The organism is Hyphomonas atlantica corrig. (assembly GCF_000682715.1).
Classification (GTDB): domain Bacteria; phylum Pseudomonadota; class Alphaproteobacteria; order Caulobacterales; family Hyphomonadaceae; genus Hyphomonas; species Hyphomonas atlantica.
This window is the reverse complement of record NZ_AWFH01000056.1, coordinates 147,807-172,633: the sequence shown is the minus strand read 5'-3', so window position 1 is coordinate 172,633 and position 24,827 is coordinate 147,807. Positions and strand designations below refer to the sequence as shown.

At 59.5% G+C, this 24,827-nt stretch carries 25 protein-coding genes; 8 read left to right on the top strand and 17 right to left on the bottom strand.

Going from position 1 to position 24,827, the window contains the following annotated elements:
• Nucleotides 1–6: 6 nt before the first annotated feature.
• Nucleotides 7–1,167: a glycosyltransferase family 4 protein gene (locus HY36_RS14895; RefSeq protein ID WP_035554446.1), complete on the bottom strand. Its 1,161-nt coding sequence runs from the start codon at nt 1,165–1,167 to the stop codon at nt 7–9.
• Nucleotides 1,168–1,222: 55 nt separating this feature from the next.
• Between HY36_RS14895 and HY36_RS14890 the strand changes: the two genes are divergently transcribed.
• Together HY36_RS14890 and HY36_RS14885 are read left to right on the top strand one after the other, a co-directional pair.
• A complete protein-coding gene (locus HY36_RS14890; protein ID WP_035554445.1) occupies nt 1,223–1,981 on the top strand; it encodes an alpha/beta hydrolase in 759 nt (252 codons plus the stop codon).
• A gap of 135 nt (nt 1,982–2,116) precedes the next feature.
• On the top strand, nt 2,117–2,695 hold the full coding sequence (locus HY36_RS14885) for a type 1 glutamine amidotransferase domain-containing protein (protein WP_035554443.1): 579 nt from the start codon (nt 2,117–2,119) through the stop codon (nt 2,693–2,695).
• A 47-nt stretch (nt 2,696–2,742) separates the two neighbouring features.
• Here HY36_RS14885 and HY36_RS14880 read toward each other — a convergent pair whose 3' ends face one another.
• The gene (locus tag HY36_RS14880) at nt 2,743–3,597 is read right to left on the bottom strand and encodes an SDR family oxidoreductase (protein WP_035554441.1); all 855 of its coding nucleotides are present in this window, start codon (nt 3,595–3,597) and stop codon (nt 2,743–2,745) included.
• A 62-nt stretch (nt 3,598–3,659) separates the two neighbouring features.
• Between HY36_RS14880 and HY36_RS14875 the strand changes: the two genes are divergently transcribed.
• Nucleotides 3,660–4,340, top strand: a complete 681-nt coding sequence (locus HY36_RS14875; protein WP_051602843.1) for a tetratricopeptide repeat protein — start codon at nt 3,660–3,662, stop codon at nt 4,338–4,340.
• Between the two features lie 9 nt (nt 4,341–4,349).
• Here the strand turns inward: HY36_RS14875 and HY36_RS14870 are convergent, their stop codons facing one another.
• Both HY36_RS14870 and HY36_RS14865 read right to left on the bottom strand, forming a co-directional pair.
• On the bottom strand, nt 4,350–5,261 hold the full coding sequence (locus HY36_RS14870) for an alpha/beta hydrolase (protein ID WP_035554439.1): 912 nt from the start codon (nt 5,259–5,261) through the stop codon (nt 4,350–4,352).
• Nucleotides 5,262–5,280: 19 nt separating this feature from the next.
• On the bottom strand, nt 5,281–6,642 hold the full coding sequence (locus HY36_RS14865) for a leucyl aminopeptidase family protein (RefSeq protein ID WP_035554436.1): 1,362 nt from the start codon (nt 6,640–6,642) through the stop codon (nt 5,281–5,283).
• A gap of 120 nt (nt 6,643–6,762) precedes the next feature.
• On the opposite strand from HY36_RS14865, the gene HY36_RS14860 reads away from it, so the two are divergent.
• Nucleotides 6,763–7,725, top strand: coding sequence for a hypothetical protein (locus HY36_RS14860; protein WP_035554434.1), 963 nt, complete (start codon nt 6,763–6,765; stop codon nt 7,723–7,725).
• A 72-nt stretch (nt 7,726–7,797) separates the two neighbouring features.
• Here the strand turns inward: HY36_RS14860 and HY36_RS14855 are convergent, their stop codons facing one another.
• The 9 genes from HY36_RS14855 to HY36_RS14815 form a co-directional block, all read right to left on the bottom strand.
• Nucleotides 7,798–8,820 (bottom strand): type II secretion system F family protein, encoded by a 1,023-nt coding sequence (locus tag HY36_RS14855; protein ID WP_051602842.1) that lies wholly within the window; start codon nt 8,818–8,820, stop codon nt 7,798–7,800.
• Between the two features lie 9 nt (nt 8,821–8,829).
• Nucleotides 8,830–9,861: a type II secretion system F family protein gene (locus tag HY36_RS14850; protein ID WP_051602841.1), complete on the bottom strand. Its 1,032-nt coding sequence runs from the start codon at nt 9,859–9,861 to the stop codon at nt 8,830–8,832.
• Nucleotides 9,862–9,864: 3 nt separating this feature from the next.
• Entirely contained in the window at nt 9,865–11,379 is a 1,515-nt protein-coding gene (locus HY36_RS14845) for a CpaF family protein (protein ID WP_035554432.1), read from the bottom strand.
• A gap of 19 nt (nt 11,380–11,398) precedes the next feature.
• Entirely contained in the window at nt 11,399–12,793 is a 1,395-nt protein-coding gene (locus HY36_RS14840; RefSeq protein ID WP_035554430.1) for an AAA family ATPase, read from the bottom strand.
• A gap of 27 nt (nt 12,794–12,820) precedes the next feature.
• Nucleotides 12,821–13,531 (bottom strand): CpaD family pilus assembly protein, encoded by a 711-nt coding sequence (locus HY36_RS14835; protein WP_035554423.1) that lies wholly within the window; start codon nt 13,529–13,531, stop codon nt 12,821–12,823.
• Nucleotides 13,532–13,541: 10 nt separating this feature from the next.
• Nucleotides 13,542–15,101: a type II and III secretion system protein family protein gene (locus HY36_RS14830; RefSeq protein ID WP_051602840.1), complete on the bottom strand. Its 1,560-nt coding sequence runs from the start codon at nt 15,099–15,101 to the stop codon at nt 13,542–13,544.
• A gap of 2 nt (nt 15,102–15,103) precedes the next feature.
• Entirely contained in the window at nt 15,104–15,946 is an 843-nt protein-coding gene (gene cpaB / locus HY36_RS14825) for a Flp pilus assembly protein CpaB (RefSeq protein ID WP_035554419.1), read from the bottom strand.
• 100 nt (nt 15,947–16,046) lie between these two features.
• Nucleotides 16,047–16,562, bottom strand: coding sequence for an A24 family peptidase (locus HY36_RS14820; protein ID WP_035554417.1), 516 nt, complete (start codon nt 16,560–16,562; stop codon nt 16,047–16,049).
• 141 nt (nt 16,563–16,703) lie between these two features.
• Entirely contained in the window at nt 16,704–16,883 is a 180-nt protein-coding gene (locus HY36_RS14815) for a Flp family type IVb pilin (RefSeq protein WP_035554415.1), read from the bottom strand.
• Nucleotides 16,884–17,188: 305 nt separating this feature from the next.
• Here HY36_RS14815 and HY36_RS14810 point away from each other — a divergent pair, with 305 nt between their 5' ends.
• The 3 genes from HY36_RS14810 (at nt 17,189) to HY36_RS14800 (ending at nt 18,917) form a co-directional block, all read left to right on the top strand.
• The gene (locus HY36_RS14810) at nt 17,189–17,629 is read left to right on the top strand and encodes a pilus assembly protein N-terminal domain-containing protein (RefSeq protein ID WP_081806214.1); all 441 of its coding nucleotides are present in this window, start codon (nt 17,189–17,191) and stop codon (nt 17,627–17,629) included.
• Nucleotides 17,630–17,748: 119 nt separating this feature from the next.
• Nucleotides 17,749–18,306: a TadE/TadG family type IV pilus assembly protein gene (locus HY36_RS14805; protein ID WP_035554590.1), complete on the top strand. Its 558-nt coding sequence runs from the start codon at nt 17,749–17,751 to the stop codon at nt 18,304–18,306.
• Nucleotides 18,307–18,311: 5 nt separating this feature from the next.
• Nucleotides 18,312–18,917, top strand: coding sequence for a TadE/TadG family type IV pilus assembly protein (locus tag HY36_RS14800; RefSeq protein WP_035554413.1), 606 nt, complete (start codon nt 18,312–18,314; stop codon nt 18,915–18,917).
• Nucleotides 18,918–18,929: 12 nt separating this feature from the next.
• Here the strand turns inward: HY36_RS14800 and HY36_RS14795 are convergent, their stop codons facing one another.
• Together HY36_RS14795 and murC are read right to left on the bottom strand one after the other, a co-directional pair.
• Entirely contained in the window at nt 18,930–20,432 is a 1,503-nt protein-coding gene (locus tag HY36_RS14795; protein ID WP_051602838.1) for an MFS transporter, read from the bottom strand.
• A 92-nt stretch (nt 20,433–20,524) separates the two neighbouring features.
• Nucleotides 20,525–21,949 carry a UDP-N-acetylmuramate--L-alanine ligase gene (gene murC, locus HY36_RS14790; protein WP_035554412.1) on the bottom strand — a complete coding sequence of 475 codons (1,425 nt, stop codon included), beginning with the start codon at nt 21,947–21,949 and terminating at the stop codon, nt 20,525–20,527.
• Between the two features lie 190 nt (nt 21,950–22,139).
• Between murC and HY36_RS14785 the strand changes: the two genes are divergently transcribed.
• Nucleotides 22,140–22,628, top strand: coding sequence for a DUF3291 domain-containing protein (locus HY36_RS14785; protein ID WP_035554588.1), 489 nt, complete (start codon nt 22,140–22,142; stop codon nt 22,626–22,628).
• Here the strand turns inward: HY36_RS14785 and murG are convergent.
• Nucleotides 22,625–23,722 (bottom strand): undecaprenyldiphospho-muramoylpentapeptide beta-N-acetylglucosaminyltransferase, encoded by a 1,098-nt coding sequence (murG, locus tag HY36_RS14780; protein ID WP_035554410.1) that lies wholly within the window; start codon nt 23,720–23,722, stop codon nt 22,625–22,627. The two genes, HY36_RS14785 and murG, sit on opposite strands and share 4 nt — an antisense overlap.
• Entirely contained in the window at nt 23,715–24,824 is a 1,110-nt protein-coding gene (locus HY36_RS14775; RefSeq protein ID WP_035554586.1) for a peptidoglycan glycosyltransferase FtsW, read from the bottom strand. The genes murG and HY36_RS14775 overlap by 8 nt, the downstream gene beginning before the upstream one ends.
• Nucleotides 24,825–24,827: the final 3 nt, after the last annotated feature.

Sequence of the window (24,827 nt, the reverse complement as noted above, 5' to 3'; positions counted from 1 at the left end):
TTTCCCCTATTCCAGCAAGGTCTTATAGACCCCGAGGGTCGCGGCCTGAAGCCCCCGTTTTGAGTAATGTTGCCGAATATGCTGCTGACCGGCCCGTCCCATGCCGTCCCGGGCCAGCGGACCGACCGACAACAGCGCCCGGATCGCCCCTGCCAGCGACTGCGCATTGCCCGGCTCGACCCGCGCGCCGGTCTCCCCTTCGATCACTGTTTCGCGCCCGCCGCCATGATCTGAGACGATCACCGGCTTTGCCATCGCAGACGCCTCCGCCGCCACACGCCCGAAGGCTTCAGGCCGCACGGAGGGGGCCAGCACAATATCGCTCGCCAGATAGGCCGCCGGCATGTCCGAAATATGCTCCGACATGATCACACCGCGGTCGAGCCCATGCGCGACCACAGCCTGTTCCAGCCGCTCGACATAGCCCTTGCGCCCCTGTGCATCACCCGCCAGCACAAGCACCAGCTTTTCCCGCTCGTCTGGCGCCAGCATCGCCAACGCCTCAATGGCGACCAATTGGCCTTTCCATTCCGTCAGCCGTCCTGGCAGCAACAGGATCATGCGTGGATCGTCCACAAGGCCGAGCCCTTCGCGGATAGCCTTCACCCGCGCCACCGGCACCGCGGTCGGGTCGAATGCCTCAAGGTCCACGCCGCGCGGAATGGTGACAACCTTCTCAAACGGCACGCCATGCTCTGTCTTCACATGCTCGGCAATCCATTGCGAATTCGCGATCACCAGATCCCCCTTCGCCATCACGGAATTGTACCGCTTCTTCAGCTTGGTCTTGCCGGAATAGGCGCCGTGATAGGTGGTGACAAAGGGCACGCCCATCGCCTGCGCAGCCCAATAGGCGCTCCAGGCTGGCGCACGCGAGCGGGCATGGACCAGATCCACATGCTCCTGCGCGATCAGGCGCTTCAACTTGCCTTCATTCAGTTTCAACGTGATCGGATTCTTGGATTTCGCGTCCATCCGGATCAGTTCCCCGCCCAGCGCCTCGAACGCCGCTTCCTGCCGTCCGCCCCGGCTGGCCAGCAACGCGCGCCCGCCCGCCTGAATGATGGCTTCGGTGACTTCCAGCACAGTCCGCTCTACCCCACCGGCAGAGAGTTCGGGGGCCACTTGCAGGATGGTCTTGCCGGTCAGGTCCGGAAAATCGGGCAAGGCGAATTCCCTCCACTCGCTTGACAGGCGAAACAGATGGAGGAACGGGAGAAGAATGACAACGTCCTATTTCACCTCACCCGAAGGCCGACGCCTTGCCTATCGCGCCACGGCCCCTTCCCGATCCGGTCTCACCTTTGTCTGGCTGTCTGGCTTCAAATCCGACATGAGCGGCACCAAGGCCACCGAGCTGGAAAGCTGGGCCATTGAAGCCGGACACGGCTTTCTCGGCTTTGACTATTCCGGTCATGGCGAGTCCGATGGCGCATTCGAGAACGGCACCATCTCTGACTGGCGCGCCGATGCGCTCGCCGCAATCGACGCGCACAGCGCCGGGCCGGTCGTTCTGGTCGGCTCCAGTATGGGCGGTTGGATGGCGCTGCTCTCTGCCCTCGCCCGCAAGGACCGCGTGGCGGGACTCGTCCTGATCGCGCCCGCGCCGGACTTTACCGAAAAACTGATGTGGCCGGAATTCTCCGCTGAGGCGCAGGCCGAGATCATGGAAAAAGGTTTCACGCTGCGCCCGTCCGATTATGACGAGCCCTACACCATCACCCGCGCCCTGATCGAGGATGGCCGCACCTGGCAGATCCTGGACGCGCCGATCGAACTGAATGTGCCGGTACGCATTCTCCAGGGCATGCAGGATGTGGATGTTCCGTGGAAACATGCCGAACGGCTGGTCACCGCGATCACGAGCGACGACCTCGTCTTTACCCTGATCAAGGATGGCGACCACCGCCTGTCACGCGCTCAGGACATTGCGCGACTGAAAGCGACATGCGGCGATATTGCGGCGGCCCTCATCGACTGACCTTTCCCCGAGTTAATCGGAACAATGGCCGCGGCCAAACATTGATTTTGTGCAGGACGGGATGATCCGTCCGCCCGCGCTCCCTCACCACGGGTCGCAGCGTGGTTGCAACACAAGATCAAGGAGACATGCTTCATGTCAAACCAACGCGCACAAGGTCGAAAAATGGCAATCCTCGCCGCAGACGGTTTTGAGGAAATCGAGCTGACCAGCCCGAAGGAAGCCATTGAATCCGCAGGCGGTGAAACCAGAATCGTATCGATGGAAAAAGGCTTCATCCACGCCAACCAGCACCGCGAGCATGGCGACAAATACAAAGTTGACCTCTCGCTGGACGAGGCCAAAGCGGAAGACTTCGACGCGCTGCTTATCCCCGGCGGCCTGTTCAGCCCGGACGCTCTGCGCACGAACGAGACGGCAAAGCAATTTGTATCGGACTTCTTCAACCAGGAGAAACCCGTCTTCTCCATCTGCCACGGCCCACAAGTCCTGATCTCAGCGAATTTGGTCAATGGCCGCGAGGTCACCGGATTCCCGGCGATCCAGCAGGATCTGAAGAACGCAGGCGGTATCGTCAGAGACGAATCCGTCGTGGTCGATGGCGGACTGGTCACCTCCCGCTCCCCGGACGATCTGGGAGATTTCAACGCGAAGATCGTTGAAGAAATCTGTGAAGGCAAGCACGAGCGCCAGCGCGACTCGGTCACCGCATAACAGAAACGAATCCCCTTGACCTGCCCCCTCTCAATGAGGGGGCTTTTCTATGCTCCGTCCTCTGATTTCCAGACGGCCGCCAACCCCTCCCGATAGGTCGGGAATGCCGGTTGCCAGCCAAGCGCAGACTTCGCCCGCGCATTCGAAACGCGCTTGCATTCCGCATAGAAACTCCGCGCCATCGGGCTCAGCCCCGCCTCTTCGAATGGCACTTCCGGGGGCGGCGCGATGCCCATCAATTCGGCCGCATAGGCAGTCACATCCTGCGGCGGCGCAGGCAAATCATCGCACAGATGGAAGATGCCGTGCAGATTCGGCCGTTCAAACAGCGCGTCCAGTCCGCTCGCAATATCGTCGACATGCACGCGAGAGAACACCTGTCCCGGCTTCACCGCACGATGCGCCTTGTCGTCCCGCAATTTCTGGAAGGGAGACCGCCCCGGCCCGTAAATGCCCGGCAGGCGGACAATCCGCGCCGCGCCGTCCGTCGCGTCCATCCATTGCCGCTCTGCCAGAACGCGCGCGCGGGCGCGGTCAGATCCCGGATTGACCGGACTCCACTCCATCGCCCAGCCGCCATTGAGGTCTCCATAGACACCCGTTGTGGAGAGATAGGCAACGCTGGCCGCGCCGGGCTCAGCGTAGGTCGCCGCACGCGCGGCGGGGCAGCCGTCTGCATCCGGCGGCAAGGTGACCAGCCAGTGCGCGCCTTCGAGAATGTCCGGCAGGCCCTGCCCGTCCCAGACCTGCGCGGCGATACCATCTGCTTTCAAGGCCGCCGCCTTTTCCGCGCTGCGAACGGTGCCCGCAACGCCAATTCCACGGGATTTCAGCCGCCCTGCCAGCTTCAGGGCGCTATAGCCCAGCCCGAAAACAAAAAGCAGAGATGTCGTATCTGTCATTTGCGCTGGCCGCTCCTGTCGGGTCTAAGACCCCGTACTACAGTTTCCGGAGCCTTTGATCCATGTCCATCCTTGCCCTGGCCGTTGCTTCCTTCGCCTTGTCGCAATCTGCAGCCAGCGCCACAGTCGACACGCGCGAGGCAGAACGGCTGAAGGCGTGTGTCGCCAAAATCGAGGTGGACGCTGAAGAAGCCTATGAGGATGGGCTCGCCTGGACCTATCAGGGCAACCGCCCCGGCGCGCGCCAGTGCACCGCCCTCGCCCTGATCGCGCTGGGCCGTGAGGATGAGGGGGCGGCGCGCCTTGAACAACTCGCCAACTCCGTGGATGGCGGAACGATAGAGCAACGCGCCGAATACCTGACCCAATCGGGCAATGCCTGGCTTCAGGCCGGCGCACCGGAAGCGGCCATCGTGACGTTCACCAACGCACTGAAACTGAAGCCCGGCGTGCCGGACCTTCTGGTCGACCGCGCCAGCGCGCATTTGATGCTCGGCAATTGGGAAGATGCCAAATCTGATCTCGACAGCGCCCTGTCACGCGCGCCAAGCATGGCCATTGCGCGCCAGCTTCGCGCCGAAGCGCATCTCAATCTCGACCAGCTGGACCTCGCCATGACGGATATAGACGCCGCCATGGCTGCCGATCCGGAAAACATCGACACGCTGGTCCTGCGTGGGCGTGTGCGCGAGGCCATTCGCCTGTCCGAAGTGCGTGTACTCAGCCCGGATATTGTGGACTGAGTTTCAGTCCTATTCCGGCTCTGGCAGAGCCATCAGGCCCCGGGCGGTCATCCATCCCACGAACTGGTCAAACCAGGCGTCCGCTGTTGAGCCGCGCTTGTACGACCCGAAACCGTGTCCCCCATTTTCGTAGAAATGCAGCTCGACCGGCTTGCCTGCGGCGACCCATGAATCGACGAGACCAAAGCCCTGCCGCCCGAACAGGGAATCATCCGCCGCCAGAGCTGTGAACAGCGGCGGCGCGTCTGCCGGCACATCGACCGAAGTCATCGGTCCATAAATATGCCCGATGAAGTCTGGCTTGGGCGCGTCACTTTCATCAAGGGTGACCGCCATCGTCGTGATCGCCCCGGCTGAGAAGCCGAGCATGCCGATACGGTCTGTATCGATGCCCCAGTCTTCGCTTTGGGCCTCGACCAATCGCAACGCCGCTTGCGCATCCTCCACGGCCGCTGGAATGCCCTGCATGGCATCAATCGGCTCCATATCCGGTGTCGGCGCAAAGATACGCTGGATATGTTCCGAGAGCTCCTCCTCAGGTACCGGCGTTTGCATTGTGCGGTATTTCAGAACGAAGGCCGCAACCCCCTGCTCTGCCAGCCATTCCGCTATGGGGTAGCCCTCATTGTCGATGGACACGAACTGGAATGCACCGCCGGGCACCACAATCACCGCCGCGCCATTCGCTTTCTCCGGGTCCGGCAGGACAGGCAGCAATGTGGGATGATTGACGTTGCGCACCCAGCGCTCTGTGCCGATGCTCGTCCATATCTCCGTATTCGCACCGACCGCCTCCGGATCAATGAGCGGGATCGCCCCCTCGTCCACTTGCGCAGGAACACGGGTCATGCCCTGCCCGTGGGCAGTAGCCGGGATCGCGGCGACACACAGCGTGAGTGCGAATAAGCAGGTCCGGATCATGAGGGGCCCCTTTCAGAGATCAGCCATAACGCGATTGCAGCATGGCCCAGGCCGCCCGCAGGCCGCAAGGTGCGCCGCCTTCTGGCCGTCCATATTTTCCGAGCCGCCAGGCCCAGACATCGAAATGCATCCAGCTCGGCGCGTCGACGAACTGTTTCAGGAACAAGCCCGCCGTGATGGACCCGGCAAACCGGCCGCCGGAGTTCACAAGATCGGCAATCGGGCTCTTGAGATCAGCGAGGTATGGGTCCCAGAGCGGCATGCGCCAGACCGGGTCGCCCGTTGCCTTTGCGCCCGCCTCGATGCCTTCGGCCAGGCTTTCGTCATCAGTATAGAAAGGCGCGAGTTCCGGCCCCAGCGCCACGCGGGCTGCGCCGGTCAGAGTGGCGAAATCGATCAGCAGATCCGGCTTTTCCTCGCAGGCGCGTGTCAGTGCGTCCGCCAGGATCAGGCGGCCTTCCGCATCCGTATTGTCGATCTCGACGGTCAGCCCCTTGCGGCTGGACAGGATATCTCCCGGGCGGAAAGCGTCGCCCGCAACGGCGTTCTCGACCGATGGCACATACAGCTTCAGATGCACCGGCAGGTTCGCGCTCATGATCAGGTGCGACAGCGCGATCACATGCGCGGAACCGCCCATATCCTTCTTCATGATGCGCATGCCGGAACCGGGTTTGATATCGAGACCGCCGGAATCGAAGGTGACGCCCTTGCCGACCAGCGCCACGCTCGGATGAGACGGGTCGCCCCATTCCAGCTCCATGAAGCGCGGTTCGTACACAGCGGCGCGGCCCACAGCGTGGACCATTGGATAGTTGTGGGCCAGCAAATCGTCGCCAATAATCGTCGTCAGTTTCGCGCCGAAGCGTTCAGCCATGTCGGAAATTGTCGCCTGAATATCCTGTGGGCCCATGTCGGCCGCAGGCGTGTTGACCAGATCGCGCAGCAAAGCGCAGGCATCCGCCTCACGGCTCAGCGCGTCGGCATCCTCGCTTTCCGGCATGACGAGCTTTGGTGGGGTCGCCTTGTCCTTGAGGTAGTGGTCAAACCGGTACGCGCCGTCAGCCCAGCCAGCAGCGATGTTCTTGAAAGGCATGCCGCCACTTTCGGCGACAGAATACGACCCCTTGGGCAGCTTCGCCGACAGGCCGGCAACAGCCAGCGCATCCGTGCCCTTGCCCAAACCATAGAGTACGCGTGACAGCTCTCCCATCTCCCCCGGCACCAGCACGATCTGACCGGCCGCTCCTGTGAATTCCTGTGCCTTGGCCAGCGCTCGCGCAGATGGGAACGGATCGTTCTCCAGCTTTTTGAAGGCAGCAATTGTGTAGAGGAAGACGTCAACGGCGCCCTTTGGGTCGGCGGTGAAGCTCTTATGCATGGAATTCGGGCCTTTCGAGGCGAAGAGTTAATGAAATCTGCCGGGGCGTTAACCGATCCTTGACGCCCTGTCGGCAAGATTCACGCAGGATTAGGCCAGATACTGACCCGGAGCCCGCTCATGTCCAGAGCCAAAACGTCTTTGACTGCACTGTGCCTCGCACTGGGAGCCTGCGCGACGACGCCGGACCCGGAGGCGGAGGCTCAGGCCGAACTGGCACGCGCCATCGAAGACGCGATGACACCTGCCACGGCAGAAGAAATTGAAGCGGCCAACAATTCAGATCCGCTGACCAAGGCCAATTTCTGGGCGAATGAATACACCAAACGCCCCGAAGACCTGGACGTTGCATTGACCTTCGTCGCTGCGCTCAGAGGCATCGGCTCGAATGAACGCGCCATCGAAGTGCTGTCGCAATCCCTGATCGTGCATCCGGACAATCCGGACGTGCTGATGACGCTGGGACGGGTCTTTTCCGCCGAGAACAACCTGATGGGCGCGGCACGCGCGTTCGAGAAGACGGCCATTGTCGCGCCTGACCGGGCCGAAGCCTGGTCTGCCTTCGGCATCACTCTGGACAAGATGGAACGCCATGACATGGCGCAAGCGGCCTATGACAAGGCCCTGGCGCTGGAGCCGACACGCACGTCAACGCTGGCGAATTATGGTCTGTCGCTGGCCTTGCAGGGTGATCTGCCCGCCGCCGAGGCCAAACTGCGCCTTGCAGCCGAGCAACCGAATGCAGACTTGCGAGTGACCGAGAACCTCGCGCTGATCCTGGGGCTTCAGGGCCGCTATGATGAGATGGCCGCCGTTTCCAGCCGCTTTGCACCAGAGAGCATCGTGAAGAAGAACACGGCGCTGCTGCAACAGATGATACAGCCCGTGCGGTCATGGGAAGCGCTCGAGGAGGACTCCTCCGTGCCAGCTCAACCGCCCGCTGAATTGGCAGAGCCGCCGAAAGCCGCCCCAACGCAGCCCGTCGATCAGTCCGCTGTCGGCCTTGCTGGCCCCTCCGAAGCGGAGGAAGACACCCCTGCCCCTGCACAGGCTGGCCTGAGACTTCGCCGGACACCGGGCTGATACTTCTGCCGCACAAAGAAAAGCGCCCATCAGCCAAAGCCGATGAGCGCCCCTTCTGAAGTCACCCGGACCTCAGCCCCAGTCTGAATGCGTTGTCTCAATTGCCGGCGGCGCCGATGCCTGGTTCTTTTCCTGAGATGCCTTGAACCCGATATAGGCTGGCCCCAGCACGACGAGGAACAGAACCGGCAAGAAGAACAGAATCATCGGAACCGTCAGCTGCGCAGGCAGTGCGGCCGCCTTCTTCTCAGCAGCCGCCATGCGCATGTCGCGGTTTTCCTTGGCCATGATGCGCAGGGCGTCGCCGAGCGGCGTACCGTAGCGCTCCGCCTGTCCCAGCGCCATACAGACCGCCTTGATACCGTCATTCCCGGTACGCTTTGCGAGGTTCTCATATGCCTGACGACGCTCTGGCAGGTAAGACAGTTCCGCCACGGTCAGGCCGAACTCTTCCGCCAGCTCCGGTGATGCAGATCCGATTTCCTGACTCACTTTTGAGAAGCCAAGCTCGATCGACATACCCGCCTCAACGCAGATCAGCAGCATGTCCAGCGCATCCGGAAAGGCTCGCATGATTGATTGCTGGCGCTTCTGGGCCATGTTCGAAACATAGAGGTTCGGTGCATAGAAACCTGCTGCGGCACCAAACAGCAGCGAGCCATATTTCAGCATCGGCGAGAAGCCGTGATCATTGACGAAAAAGATGTAGAAGAACATCAGCAGCGCGCCAGCGAAAGGCAGCGTCATCCGCGCAAAGTAGAAGGCTGACAATGGCCCCGGGCCCCGCAGACCGGCCTTGGACAGATTGTCGACAATGTTCGGGTCTTCCAGCGCCTTGGCCAGATTCAGCTTCGACGAAATGTTGCCGACCATGGAATCATCCGTCCGGCGAAGGCCTTTCGGATTGTCCAGTGCGGCGCGGCTCTGCTTGCGAAGTTTCTCGCGCTGTTCCGTGACCGCCTTCAGGCGTGTTTCCAGTTTGTCCGTCTGCAGATATGGCAGCAGGACAGAAATCACGGTCGCGAACACGGCGAGTGCGACCAGAAGAGCCGCAATCGCATCAGGCTTGGCGAGTGATGTAAGAATATCTCCCATCTGTCGCCCCTACATGTCGAAGTTGATCATTTTGCGCATAACGGCAACGCCCATCATCATCATGACCACGCCAATGGTCAGGAAGAGATGGCCCGTATCCGTCGTGAACAGCTGCATCACATAGGCGGGCGTGGTCATGTAAACGAGGAAACCGACCACAAAGGGCAACGCGCCGATGATCATGGCCGAGGCCTTGGCCTCGGACGACATGGCCTTTACCTTTTCGCGCATCATCTTCCGGGCACGAATGACGCTCGACAGATTACCCAATGCCTCAGACAGGTTACCACCTGCCTTGGACTGGATCATGAGCACGATCATGAAGAAGTTCACTTCCTGAAGCGGCACACGCTTGTAGAATGTGTTCAGCGACCGCTCGAGCCCTGCCCCCATGGCCAGGTTGTCTGACAGCATAGCAAATTCAGTCCGCAGTGGCTCAGGGGATTCCCGAGAGATGATCCGGACACTTTCATTCAACGGCAAACCGGACTTCACACCCCGAACGATAATATCCAGCGCATCAGCGAACTGGTTGATCATTTTCTTGTTTCGGCCATTGGTCATGAAATTCAGGATCATGCGCGGCAAGCCAACGGCGCCAACAAAGAATGCCGAGCCAACCAGAATCGGACGGCTCTTCAGGGACACGCCGCCAATCACGAGGCCATCGAAACCAAGCGTGTAAACCAGACCTCCAATCAGGAGGCCCAGCACGAGTGACAGCATCCAGAACGCCGCGACGGGAATATCCATCCCGGCTTGCGTCAAGCGGGACTTCAAGTTCTGCGGTCGGATCGCCTTGCGCCGCTCCTTGTCCTGCTTGCGCATATTGTCCAGCATTTCCTGGGTTTTCTGGCGGCGCTTGGCGGTTTCGTCCATCGCCTTCCCGCGCTTGCCAGCCCCGGACCCGCCGGTGCCGATCGCCTTGGCGCGCTTCTTCGCAGCCGCGTCGGCGCTATCGCCTGTCAAGGCGAGGCCCACGCCGACAATGGTCAGGAAGGCAAGCCCGGCGATTGCATAGATGATGAGTGAATTATCCATCTATCAGGACCCCAGCTCGTCGAGAGCCACAGCCAGGTCGCGCTCAAGATTGTAATAGGACGCCCGCTCCCAGAAGCGCGGACGACCCACGCCCGTGCCGCGGTGCGTGCCTGCGACTTTTCCGTCTTCGTCTTCACCCTCGATCTCGTACTTCAGCACATCCTGCAGCACGATGGTCTCCCCTTCCAGCCCCATCACCTCAGTGATGTTCATGATCCGGCGGGAACCATCCCGAAGGCGAGAGGCCTGCACAACCACATCAATAGACCCCACGATCATTTCACGGATCGTCTTCGCGGGCAGCGAGAAGCCGCCCATAGTGATCATGGATTCAACCCGGCTCAGGGCTTCGCGCGGGCTGTTGGCGTGCAGTGTTCCCATTGAGCCGTCATGGCCCGTGTTCATGGCCTGCAGCAAGTCGAATGCCTCCGGTCCACGCACCTCGCCCACAATGATCCGCTCAGGACGCATACGCAGACAGTTCTTGACCAGATCCCGCATCGTGATTTCGCCAGAACCTTCAATGTTCGGCGGGCGCGTTTCGAGGCGCACGACATGCGGCTGCTGGAGCTGAAGTTCCGCAGAGTCTTCGCACGTGATGACGCGCTCGGTCGGGTCAATGAAGCCGGTCAGGCAGTTCAACAGCGTTGTCTTTCCTGAACCCGTACCGCCAGAGATCAGGACGTTGCAGCGCGAATGACCGATAATGCGCAGAATTTCAGCGCCAGCTTCGGAGATCGACCCGAAATTAACGAGATCGTCCAGGCGCAGCTTGTCCTTCTTGAACTTACGAATGGTGAGGGTTGGACCGTCAATCGCCAATGGCGGCGCGATGACGTTCACCCGTGAGCCGTCCAGCAAGCGCGCGTCACATATGGGTGAGGAATCGTCCACGCGGCGACCCACCTGGCTCACGATACGCTGACAGATATTCATCAGCTGGGCATTGTCGCGGAAGCGAATATTCGTCCGCTCGATCTTGCCGTTCACTTCGATATATGTGGTGTCGGCGCCGTTGACCATGATGTCGGCGATGTCGTCCCGCGCCAGCAATGGCTCCAGCGGACCATAGCCGAGCACATCGTTACAGATATCGTCGAGCAGCTGTTCCTGCTCTGAGATCGACATCACAACATTCTTGATGCTGATGATTTCGACAACGATGTCGCGAATTTCCTCACGCGCGCTCTCGGCGTCAAGCTGCGCGAGCTGTGACAGGTCAATCGTGTCGATCAGCGCGTTGAAGATGGTCATCTTCGTCGCATAGTACTGATCTGTCTGCTGGTTGACCTTGCGCACGGGTTCCGGCTTGGGCTCCGGCGGTGGGCTTGCGGGTTTCGACTTCGCAATCGGCTTGGGCGCGCCTTTTACCGGCACAGGCTCCGGTACCGGAGGTTTCTTCGGCGCAGGCTTGGGTTTCGCCTCAGCCACTGGCACCGGTTTCGGTGTCGGCTTGGGCGCAGGTGTTGAGGTTGGCGTCAGCGTCTGACTGCTGGCAGGTCGTTTTCCAAAGGCCATACGAGAGATCTCCCCAGGATCACTTTCCCAGCAACTTCTTAAGGAATGACTTTTCCTGAGGCACGACAGCGCGTCCGCTGAGCGTAGAGGCGAGATGATCGATGGCCTGAGATGACTTGGATTCAGGCGCTGTCTCGGAAATCATCTGGCCATTGTTCGCGGCTGTGCCGAACAGTTCAGGGTCGAATGGCAAAATTACGTCCGGCTCTACGCCGATCGCTGCGGAGAAGTCCTTGGCGGGAATCTCCGGGCGCTTCGGCACACCGCTCATGTTCAATACTAGGCGTGGCGGATGATCGTTCGGGCGCTTGGCCTTCATCTGGTCGATCATGTTCTTGCCATTGCGCAGCGATGCGAGATCCGGCTGGCAAACAATGATAACTTCATCTGATGCGATCAGCGTGCTCATCATCCAGCTGGACCACATGTGCGGCAGGTCCAGCACGAGATACGGAACATTGCGGCGCACGCCTTCAATTACCGTGGAATAAGCTTCATCCGGAATGTCCATGATCTGGTTGATCGTGGCCGGCGCCGTGAAGAGGGACAACCGGTCTGTCGGCTTGGCAAGCAAGCGCTCGATGACGGATTCATCTGCGCGCTCCGGGGCCAACAAGGCGTCGGCTACCGTTTGAGGCGTCTCCTGATTGAAATCCAGCGCCGTGGTCCCGAATGACAGATCCAGATCTACCAGCGTCGTATTGACCTTCACATTCTCGGCCAATGCCCAGGCCAGATTGTGCGCAATGGTTGAGGCCCCTACCCCGCCCTTGGCACCTACCACGGAGATCTGCTTGCCGATGAACGGCGACTCCGGATTGACGAACAACTCGCCGATGGACCGGATGATCTGAAGTGGCTGGAAGGGTGGAACAAGATATTCGCTAACGCCCCGAGCGATCAGCTGACGATACAGCGTGATGTCGTTTACAGCACCGATCACCATCACTTTGACGTTCTCGTCGCAATGCTCCGCCAGCGCATCAATTTCGCGCAAGACCTGAGCTGCCGAATCCGAGGACTCGATCAGAAGCAGGTTTGGCGTCGGGTTTTCGCTCATATAGGCGATCGCCGCCGGAATGCCGCCAGGAATGCACTCGACCGTTGCGCGCCCCATGCGCCGATCGTGGGAACACACTTCAAGCATGCCGCGTGTCTCTTCACGCTCATAGAACAGCTTGATGGAGATGGCCGGCAGCATCACGTCGCCACCCGAAGGCTCGCCGTGGCCGAACGCGCTGAGGTCCTGCTCGACCGGATTGTGAAGCGCAGCCCCGGACGCAGCATCTTCAGCGACTGCATCCTGCTCATCCGTTGCGTCATTTGCCGCAGACGGCCTTACAAGATCAGCCAGCGGATCGTCAGAAAAGACGTCTTCAAAGTCTTCGTCAAACAGTGCTTTTTCGTTAGACATGCTCTACCAAACCTTCTTCCCTCAGCCCTAGTTGCCAACCGCAGACGACACCTGGCCGGACTCATCCTCACTGCGCTCTGCTCCGGTTGCTTCCCCGGCCCGGAACTTCGTCAGGATCGTGTTGCGACGCAGCGCGTCACCTTGTTCAAGCGGCCTCTGGCCGAGCAGGTCAGCAGGGTCCGCAATCATTGCCGCCATATTCGTGCGGATCGCACAGCCCAACGTCGGCAGTTCATTGTTCGAAGAAATGTCTGCCATATCCAGGCTGGCCAGCGACGGACAATCCGGTGCAATGGCTTCATAGGCCTGGAACGCCAGGATCAGCGGCTCGGAAATCTCTGAGTCAGCGCCATGGCTGCTGCCGGACATTTCCTCATAAGTGACCCCGTTTTCCCAGGCGATCGCGCGAGCCTCAACAACGGCCGTAACGGCCAGCTGAGGATTCTGTGAGGATTCCGGCAATGACATGATCAGCGGTCCGTGTCCTGCGGACCGATAGGCCGCAACGAAATTCTGGATCCGCGCCTTGTCGCTCAGGCTCAGCTCACTGGCTGCCGGATGAATATCGATTTCAAGAAACTCGGTTCGCTTTGCCACACCGATCTGGTTTCGGTCCAACGGCGTCCCCTGAAGATAGGACGCTGGCACTGCGGTCGGGGCCTGGCTCGCGCAGGCTGTGACAGTTGCCACGCCGACAATGGCGGCAAATGCAAAAGAAGATGTCTTCAATCTGGTCATTCCCGGTCCCCTATTCCTCAATGAAGCCAACAGGCGCACGATAGGATTCTGCATCCACTTTCGCGCCGTTCTTGCCATACTGTTCGTTCAGCTTGCCGAAGAAGATCGTCTTGGCGTCAGAGCTGTTTGCAAAGCCATCCGCAGGCGTCCGCAACTGATTCTTCGATGTCGGATCCACCAGATATGGCGTGACAATCACAACCAGTTCCGTTTCCGACTGAATGAAGTCCCGTGACTGGAACAACGCACCCAGAATGGGCAACTTCTTGAGACCAGGCACCTGGTCCAGCGTCTGGCGCGACCGGGTCTGGATCAGGCCGGCCATCATCATGGATCCGCCGGACGGCAGCTCGATGGTTGATTCCGCACGCCGCACAGACAGAGCGGGCAGAGTTGCGCCTTCTACCGTGTAGACATTGCCATCCGCATCGGTCGTCGTGGAACTGGTGCCCTGAAACGCGCCTTCAGATGTCAGTTCGGAAACTTCGGTCGACACTTTCAGTGAAATCCGCCCTTCGGAGAGGACAACCGGCGTAAAGCCAAGGCCGACACCATAGGGTTTGAACTCAACCGTGATGCGACCATTGTTGTCTTGCCCGACCGGGACAGGGAACTCACCGCCCGCGAGGAATTTGGCGCTTTCACCCGACATGGCAACGATGTTTGGCTCTGCCAGTGTCCGAACGATTCCGACGCGCTCCAGCGCATTGATCTCTGCGCCGATACTCGATTGCAGATCTGATCCAACGTAATTCTGGTAACCTATGGTGCCGCCAAAACCACCAAGGCTCTGGCCCTGCACCGGGAAGCTGAGCGAGCTGCCAATGTCAGCATTCAGAGAATATGGCAGGCCAGGCGCCAGCGTCGTTGTGCCCGAATCCACTACGGTCCCGCTGCCATTGTCCGTAAACAATTGGCGCTCCACAAGACGCGACAGATCGCCAAAACCAGGCGAGCCGGTCAGATTGATGCCGAGCTGTTTGACCGCGTTGCGCTGCATCTCCACGATGCGAACTTCCAGCATGACCTGGTCCTTCGCGGAAATGTTGATCATATTGATGACCTGCGTTTCGTCACCCGCCCGAACATAGGCAGAGACCAGCCGCTCTACCGCATTCGATGCAGACAGACTGTCGGCCGTGCCGGTCAGCACGACGCTGCCATTCACACCTTCGATCCGCACTCTCGCATCCGGAACGTGGCGCGCGACAAGCTGCTCCAGACTGGCCATATCCATCTCGACACCGATTTCCAGGTTCAGGATCTGGTTTCCTGCCCGGTCGAAGACGAATGCATTTGTCTGGCCGAAATTGACCCCGCGAAAGATGATGCGCTTGGCAGTCTGCACAACGGCATCTGCAATTTCGGGATTGGTAATCACAACGTCTGCGGCTGGCTTGTCCAGCTCGACTATCATGGACTTGTTCAGGCCCAGTGTGACGCGCTCACTATAGTTTGACTCACCGGGATAGGTGATGTTCGCCCCGATTGATTCTGGCGCAGCAACTGCTGAAGGTGCGATCGCCAGAGTCAGCGCAGCAATACCTGAAATGTAACTCCGCTTACCCACGATCAGCTACCCCCTGGCCCGGCGCTGGTCGCCTTGCCACTACGATATATCTTGATACCGCCATTGCTGCTTCCCCCCGTTTCGAGCAGGTCGACCCGCGCATCCCGCTCGAATGTGTCGCCAACATCAGACCATGGGCGCAACGACAGGGTCAGACGCCCTTTTCGCTCGGCCAGGGCTATCAGTTCGGCTTCCTTGTTGTTCACTTCCAGCGTTGCAGTGTTCCCGACCTGATAGGGCCCTTCTGTCTCGCTGTCCTTGGTGTGGATCTGGTCTATAGCCAGCACCCGTACGTTCTGGAGTATTGTCTCACTGGTCGTTTGCTCGGCAGGCGCGCCATCCGGGCCCACAAAGGTCATTTGGTAGGTCATGATCACATCGACATAATCATTTGGCAGGATGAATCCGCCCGAAGCGGATTCGGTAGAAATCTCGACAGATATCGCCCGCATGCCCGGCTTGACGAGCGCGGCCATCGTTCCGGTGTCACCTTTGGCTACCAGTTTTTTCGTCAGGATGGGTTCCAACTCGAACATTGGGATACGCACTACCGTACCGGCCCACTCTTCGATCGCCTCGGGAGAAGACTCTTCGGTCAGGTACCCTTCAACGACATTGTCCTCAGGCCAGTCAGCCCATTCAAGATCATCTACGGTCACAACATCACCGATCATCAGGTCTCGCGCTGCCACAAGAACCTTCGTTTCGGAAACTTCGACCGTCTCGACCACAGTCGACTGGACTGGCTGCGATGGCGTTGCATCAACGAGGTTTCTGACAAGAAACGCCGCTGCAATGGCGGCGATGGCAGCGCCGATCAGGATAATCAGCCGAACTGGTGACATGAGGCCCCACTCCTCCGGAATTCAAGACACCTCGGATGATCTGACGCATTCAGATTCACCCGGTCAGAGCGGACATTTTCACAAGGCCACTAAAGCATCGTTAACTGAAAAGACCGATCCGGTTTAAGATTTCCGAAAGGAATGGAGAACTGCCTCCCGCTGCAAACACGCCCGCTGTAATGGCCACTGCGTAAGGCACACCCGCCTTCTCTTCGAACGGCGCGCGAATGGCCCCCGGAAGCGCCTCGGCTGGCATATATTTTCTTACCGCAAGGATGAGAAGTGCACAGCCGCCACCCGCCACAGCCATCATGAATACGAACGGAATCGTTGCATTTGGCCCAAGCCAGAGAATCACGGCGGGAATCATCTTGGCATCCCCTCCCCCAAAGATATTGAAGGCAAAGAGCCCAAAGGCGATCAGGAACGCGCAGCCCGCTGCCATAGCATGTCCACCAATGATCTCCATTGGAACGCCGGACACCGCCGCGGCCGGAACAAACATGCCGGCAAGCGTCAAATTGAGCCAATTGGGAATGGTCAGCCGGTTGACGTCGTGCATCGCTGCAAAGACGCAGAGGGCCAGGAATGCGCTGGAAAGAATGGCCAGGATCATGGAGGGCTTCCTTCAATTCTGTATGCAGGCCTTGTGACACAAAAGGCTGAAGGAAGTTTTGAGACAATCCGCCTCAAGAATAAAAGAAGCCGCCGGGACGTCCCAGCGGCTTCGTTTAATTAAAGAAAGCGCAGAAAATTATTATTCTGAAGCTTCTGCACCAGCACCGTCGATGCTGCCGGAAACGTTGGTGAACTTGTCGTTGACCGACGTACCAAGAGCAGTAGCGCCACCGATGATAGCGACTGCGATCAGAGCAGCGATCAGGCCGTATTCAATAGCCGTAGCACCAGACTCGTCTTTCAGAAAACGTGCAAACATTTGGAAACTCCCATCATGCAATTGTTTTTGCCCCGGCAAAATCCTCTACCCGGAACATGATCAACCCTACCCGACCATTCTCAACATCACATGAAAGAAAAGAGAAAATCCGTGAAGGCGAATGAGGGAACTATTAACCTTCTGAAGACCTGCAAATATTGGTCTTTTTCTGATTCGCGCTCCGTTTGTTCGGGTCGCGCGTAACCACTATATATATAGAATACAAACACGGCGGTAACCTAGTTAGGAAACGTGCAACCTTCTTCATACTAATGTGCCCATGCTGAAAACCGTGGAGTCGGCGAATGAGAATGTTTTCGAAAATGTGCACTTTGTCCGTGGTCGCCATCGGCCTCGGCCAGGCGGCGATTGCCGGCCCATTGTCGGTTGAACTCAACAAAACCATTCCGGTCCACCTCCGCGGAACCGCCGCAAGCGTTGTGCTGGGCAGTCCCTCTATTGCCGATGTCGCCGTCCATGACGAGAACCTGCTTTTCGTGACAGGTAAATCGTTTGGCACGACCAACCTGCTCGTCTTTGATAAGGCCGGTCGCCAGATATATTCATCTAACATTGTCGTGGTTGCTGATGAGGCCAACCTCGTTACGGTCAATCGGTCCGGATCAAATTTCACATATGACTGCGTGCCCAATTGTCGCCCGACAATCAGCGTCGGTGACGATTCTGGACACTTCGACGAGCAGATCCAGCAGCGCATAGGCGTCAAGCAAATCACTGACGATTGATAGTCCGAACTCGCGCCCCTCGACGAAATCGATAAAATTCGATCTTTCTGATCAACAGCGTGCAAACCGAACTCCTGTATAGGTACCCTCTGACAAGGGGGCCTGTCCGGGTGATGAATATGGCTTTGCAACACGGAATATTTGCACCGCGCCTGCGCGCGAAGCTTGAACGCTGGTGTCAGGATCGGCGCGGAGCTACAGCAGTGGAGTTTGCCATTGTGGCCGCTCCCTTCTTCTTTCTCATCTTCGGTTTGATGGAAGTCTGCATGGTTTTCATCCTGTCCACCGTGTTGGAACACGCGCTGGGCGAAGCGGCCCGGAAGATCCGTACAGGTCAGGCACAGGATAACCGGTTCACAATAATCGAATTCCGCAATGAGGTCTGTTCGAACTTCTACAACATGCTGGAGTGCGACGAACGACTCTACATTGACGTCCGGTCGCTGGACAATTTCAGCGCGGCAGACCTTACCTCCCCGCTCGATGGGGATGGTGAGATCGATGACAGCGACTTCAAATACGATCCGGGTGCGGCCAATGACGTAGTCGCCGTGCGTGTGATGTACGAATGGAAACTTATGACGCCGTGGGTATCTGCGCCGCTGTCCACGCTTCCAAACAACCGCCACCTGCTTCAGGCCAATGCCGTCTTCCGCAACGAGCCCTTTGGAGATTGATCACGATGTCGAGAAAAACACTTCTCTCCCGGCTTAACCCCCGTCTCAAATGGCGCGGCGTGCGCGGCATTCGCTATAACCAAGAAGGCGTGTCCGCTGTCGAGTTCGCGCTGATCGCGCCATTGTTGCTGCTGATCTATCTCGGCGCGGTCGAGCTCAGCCTGCTGATGCGTGTGGACCGCCGCGTCACATCTACCACGGCTGGATTGGGAGATCTAACGGCACGTCTCGCCACGGTGACCGATGACGATATGGAAGAGATGTTCGCGGCAGCTGTCGTGATGATGCAACCCTACGACGCGGAAAAAGCCACTATGCGCATCACCAGTATCGTCGACAATGGCGATGGCCGGACGCGCGTAGACTGGTCGGATTCCTATCTGATGCCCGCCTATGCAAAGGGGGATCGGGTGACGGTACCGGACGGTATCGTATCCTCTCCTGGGTCAGTGATCATGGCGGAAGTGGTCTACACTTACAAAAGCCAGATTGGCGGCATCCTCAAATCTGACGTGACCATTGATGACAAATTCTATCTGCGCCCGCGTCGTGTGAACGAGATCGCGCGCGTCACGGATGGCGGGGGCGACTCGTTCGGGCCGACCAGCTAGCCCCCGGGTTCATCAATCCGCGGGTGCCTTGCCCACGCGCACGGTCGTCAGCACGGCAAAGCCCAGGAAGAACAGCAAGCCAATGGCGGACATGCCAACACGCTGGCTGTTTGACCAGGTCGTAAACAGTTCGATCAGCAAGGGTCCGATCCAGACTGTGACCGTGCCGGCAATCGCGTAGAGGCCGAAGAATTCTCCCCGCATATGCGTCGGCGCAATGTGCACCAGCATGGAGCGGCTGGAAGAGATGTTCGCCGTGGCAAACACACCGATCAGGGCACCATTCAGAAGATACGTCACGTCCGACAGGCTGGAAAAGACTGGAGCGTTCCACAGCTCGCGGTTTTCAATCAGGCCGAACAGGATGGACTCCCGCGTGACAGACAAGCCGAAAAGCAAGATGATCACGATGGCAATCAACTCCATCAAAAGCGCATTCTTCGGGCCGAGCTTCGAGTCGAACCATCCGCCGGCCACCCCGCCAACTGCAGCCCAGATAGACGCCCAGATCGCATATACCGTCAGCTCGACGATGCCCCAGCCGAGGAACAGGCTGACATACACAGCCGCCAATGCCAGCAACGCAAACATGCCGTCAGCATAGATCGTGCGCGCGATCAGGAATTTGAACGCTTCACGATACTGCGCGGCCTTTCGCACAGTTCGAATGACGCCCAAGGCCCCCTGCTTCACCGATGGGAAGAAAGGTGTTCCCTTCACGCCCGTATCCTTGGAATACAGGAAGAAAGGAATAATCATCACGGCGAGCCACACGGCGCAGATCGGACCGGCGATGCGGAAATGCTCATACTTCGAAGTGTCGATCCCGAACAGCGGTTCAGCGAACGGCCAGCCTAACATGTCAGGCAGGGCGAACATGCCGATGACCGCCACGAACAACAGCGCCGCCGCTGCATTGCCCAGCGCCAGGCCCAGCCCTGACACCGCTGGCAACGCAGAGGGCCGCGCCGCATCCGGCAACATGGAATTGTGGGTCACTTCACTGAACGTATAGGTCACATAAGCGGCAATCAGGATGGCGATGACCGTGCCCGTGGAGAAGCCCGCCTCGCCGGGCACCGCCCACCAGAGCAGGAAGCTGAGCACAGACAACGTGCCCAGGAACAGGACCAGCAAGGGCTTTCGCCGCAATCCCCGGTCAAATGCCGCGCCGAGGAAGGGCGCCGTCAGCGCTGCAATGGCGCCAGCCCATTTCGACAGGGACGCGACGACCGCCTGCCCCTTCGCTCCGGCCACTTGCCGCGCGGTCTCAGGGTCCATGCCCTCCAGCTCGCCACTGGCCATAATGTCCGCGCCGATAATGTCTCGCGCAAAATATGGCGCGAACACATAGATGATGATCAGGATGTAGTACGGATTGCGCGCCCATTCGAACCAGGCCCAGGCAAATCCGGTCTTTCCGAGCGCTCCACCTTCCCCTGCCGTGTGGGTGCCTTGTGCTGCCACAATTGCAGCTTCCTCATCCTGCCCCGGCGAAATGGATGTCTCGGTCATGAATTGTCCTCCCAAGTGCCGTTTCCCGGCATCTGTCGCCTAGCGTGCACATTCGAGCGGGAAGGGAAAGCGGTTTTGCGGCTGTCGCTGCGTCAGCCTGACAGCTTTTCTGCGAGGTCTGCAGCATATTTGGTGATGTCGCCTGCGCCGAGACAAACCACCATTGCGCCGGGCTCTGCCACACCCTTCAGCACTGCCGGCAGCGCGTCGAGAGATTCGATCGTTGCAGCGCCGCGATGCCCATTGCGTGCAATGCTGGTGACCAGCGTTTCATGGTCAAAGCCTTCGATCGGGCTTTCACCCGCCTCATAGACCGGCGCGACCAGAACATGGTCGGCCTGGTCAAAGCAGCGCGAGAAATCCTCGAACAGGTCGCGCAGGCGCGTATAGCGGTGCGGCTGGCACACGGCGATCAGCTGGCCCTGCCCCTGCATCGCGCGCGCGGCCTTCAGCACGGCTGAGATCTCGACCGGGTGGTGCCCGTAATCGTCGATGATGCGCACAGGTGGCTGGCCCTCGACGGGCGTCCATTCGCCAACCTGGGTGAAGCGGCGCTTTACCCCGCCGAACTGGCCCATCGAAGTGCGGATCTGTTCATCCGTCGCACCCAGCTCCAGCGCCACGGCCACAGCTGCCAGGGCGTTCTGCACATTGTGCTCACCCGCCATCGGCAGGGTCAGCCCTTCAATCATGCGTGGCTGTGCCGAGCCCGGACGACGCAGGGCGACATCGAAATGCGCGCCGGACAGGTCGGTGTTCAAATTGATGGCCCGCACATCTGCCTGGCGGTTGAAGCCATAAGTGATGCGCCGGCGGTCTGTCACCCGCGCGGCCAGCCCCTGCACTTCCGGGTGGTCCGTACACAGGACGGCAAATCCGTAGAAAGGCAAGTTCTCGACGAAGGTATCAAACGCCTCGCGCAATTTTTCCATGCTGCCATAATGGTCCATATGCTCAGGGTCGATATTCGTGACCACGGCGCAGGTCGGGTGCAGCTTGGCGAAGGTTCCATCGCTTTCGTCGCTTTCGACCACCATCCAGTCGCTCTCGCCCGCCTTGTAGTTCGAGCCATAGGCATGGATGATGCCGCCATTGATGACGGTCGGGTCGATGTTCGCACCATCCAGCAGCGCCGCGACCATGCTGGTCGTCGTCGTCTTGCCATGCGTTCCGGCGATGCAGACCGTGTATTTCAGGCGCGTGATCTCTGCCAGCATATTGGCACGGCGCACAACCGGAATGCCGGCAGCGCGGGCGGCGTCCACTTCGGGATTTCCGGATTTGATCGCCGTGGAGATGATGACGGTCCCGGCACCCTTCACATTTTCGGCCTTGTGGCCAATGAAGATCTTTGCGCCGCGCTCTCTCAGACGCTGGATATTGTCGGATTCACGAATATCCGAACCCTGAACCTCATAGCCCATCGTGATCATCACATCCGCAATGCCGGACATGCCAATGCCGCCGATGCCAACAATATGCGCCGGGCCAAGGTCAAAAGGAGTGGGAGAGGTCATGCGTGATCGTCCAGATAAGAAAGCGGGAACGCCTAGCGATACCGTGACGCGGGAGCGGGAAGCAAGCGCTGCTTCTGCACGACGCATTCATGAAACCTGCCAGCGATATTCTTGAACCCAGAAGATGCAGTCCCAACATGACTGGAATGAGGCGCGATTCGAGTGCTTCAACGGTTTGGGAGCCTCAATCATGAACATGCATCTGGCCCAGCTGAATGTCGGCCGCCTCGCCGCCCCGACTGATGATCCACGCGTCAAGGAGTTCATGGACAATCTCGACCTCGTCAACGGGATCGGCAAATCCATGCCGGGTTTCGTCTGGATGATGGAAGGTTCAGGCGAGCCCGGCCAGGGCAACACCGAGGCGAAAATCGGCGACGACCCGCAGTTCGTCGCCAACCTGACCGTCTGGGAAGACGTCAAAAGCCTCGAAACCTTCGTCTGGGGCACCATTCACCGCAAATTCTATGAGCGCCGGACTGAATGGTTCGAGATGATGCGGGATATGCATTTCGTGATGTGGTGGGTGCCGGAAGGCCACCAGCCAACCTTGGACGAAGCGATGGAGCGCCTTGCGCATCGCCGCGAGCATGGCGATTCCGACACCGCTTTCGGTTGGGAATGGCTGCGCGACGCGAAGATGCACAGGACGCACGCCTGCGCCCCTCGGGTGGCCTAAAGCTCCGCCACCCGCTCTGCCATGTCGGCAAGTTCCTTGGCCGCATTTATCTTTGCCGACGCTTTCGCCTTGGCTGCGCGTTGTTTCAGTTCGTCCGTATCCTGCAAGCGCGCTGTGATCAGCCCGCCCAGCAATTGCGGATAGAGATTGGTTTCCAGCACCATGTCTGCCGCGCCAATCTCTGTCAGCGCCTCGGCATTGGCGGCCTGGTGGTCATCCATGGCAATGGCCAGCGGGATCAGGATACTGGGCCGACCTACCGCCGCGATCTCCGACACCGTCCCCGCGCCGGACCGTGCAATGACGAGATGCGCTTGCGACAGCTTCTCCGGCATATCGGAAAAGAATGGCGACAATTCCGCCTCGATCTTCGCGCGGCGATACATATTGCCGACAAACGCGTACTGCTCCTTGCGAACCTGCTGGATCACGCGCAGGCGCGATTGCAACGGTGGCGGGATATGATCAACAATCGCCGCCGGAATTGTCTCGCCAATGATCTTTGATCCCTGACTGCCGCCAGTGATCAAAATGGTCAGCTTGTCGTCCGTAGACGGGAACGGATCATCGCGCCGCGCGAGAATGGCTTCTCGTACCGGATTACCGACCGCCAGATGCGCACTCCAGGATGGCAGCTTGTCCAGCCGCTCGAACCCGCTTGCCACCAGTTTGGCCTGCCGCGCAAAGCGCCGGTTCACCCGGCCCAGGACAGCGTTCTGTTCGTGAATAATGATCGGCACGTTCATCCGCCGCGCCGCTGCAAGTGCTGGAAAGGCCGGATACCCGCCAAACCCTGCCACCAGCATCGGACGCGACTCGAACATCAGCTTCTTGGCGCGGTTAATGCCCGCATTGATCTTCATGGCCGCCTTCGGCAACGTCCAGGGCTTGCGGAAGTTCGGAGAGGCGGCCTGCACCTGCTCCAGCCAGTCTGCCGGGAAGTCCTTGGTATATTTCGCGCCGCGCTTGTCAGAGATCAGGCCGATCCGCCAGCCGCGCGCGCGCATCTCGTCCGCAAAGGCGCGTGCGGGGAACATGTGCCCCCCGGTTCCCCCTGCTGCGATGATGACGAGCTTGTCTTTCGTGTCAGCCATACCGGCCCCTTGTGCGCGTACCTTGTCCGCGCACAAGTGCCAGCGCAAGGCCCAGTGTCAATCCCGTCCCGATCATGGACGAGCCGCCATAGGACACAAAAGGCAGTGTCATGCCCTTTGGCGGTATCAGAGCCAGATTTACCGCGATATTTATGGCAGCCTGAAGGCCAAATAGCGTGAAGAGTCCGGCACTTGCCGCCCGTGCATACCCATCGTGCAGACGAGAGCTGGCGCGGAAGCCTCTCAGGATCAGCAACACGAAAATGGCCATCAGCACGAGTGCAGCCACAAGACCGAATTCCTCGACCATGACCGCGAAGATGAAATCCGTGTGCGCGTCCGGCAGATGGATCTTCACCTGGCCTTCCCCCGGACCGACGCCAAACAGGCCCCCCCGGCCGATGGCCTCTGCAGCCCGGTCGATCTGGTAGGTGTCTGCGGAGCTGGGATCGATGAAACTGTTCACCCGATACCGCACATGCGGCAGCAAAGTGTAAAGGGACGTCGCAAGCCCCAAGCCACCGATGGCGAACCCGGCCGCCCATTTCCACGGAAGCCCGCTGACGAAGAAAGTCACCACGAAGGCCGCCGTCAAAAGGGCCGACTGGCCGACATCCGGCTGCAACAGCAAGAGCCCGAGCGTGACCGCATAGAACAGGAAAGCCGTTACCGCCCAGGGACCATCCGGATACTGTTCACGTTGCGCCAATAGCCAGCCACCCAGAACGATCAGGGCCGGCTTCACCATCTCGCTCGGCTGGAGCGAAAAGCCGGCAATGCGCAGCCAGCGCTGCGCGCCTTTGGCTTCATGCCCGTAGAGCAGGATGAAGAACATCAAGGCGAGGCTGGCGACGAATACGAATGTGGCAAACCGCCGGGCCCAGGCGCGGTCCAGCATACTGACCGCAACCATGATGATCGCGCCCAGCCCGACAAAACAGACCTGCCTCAGAACAAAGAAATAGGGATCGTCATAGCCAATGCGCGTCGCCGCCGATGGCCCGGCCGCGAGCGACAGGAGCAGGCCAATTGCCATGAGAAAGAATGCGCCGCCGAGCAGGCCCCAATCGAGCGTCCGCCGCCACTCGGTCAGCCAGGACATATC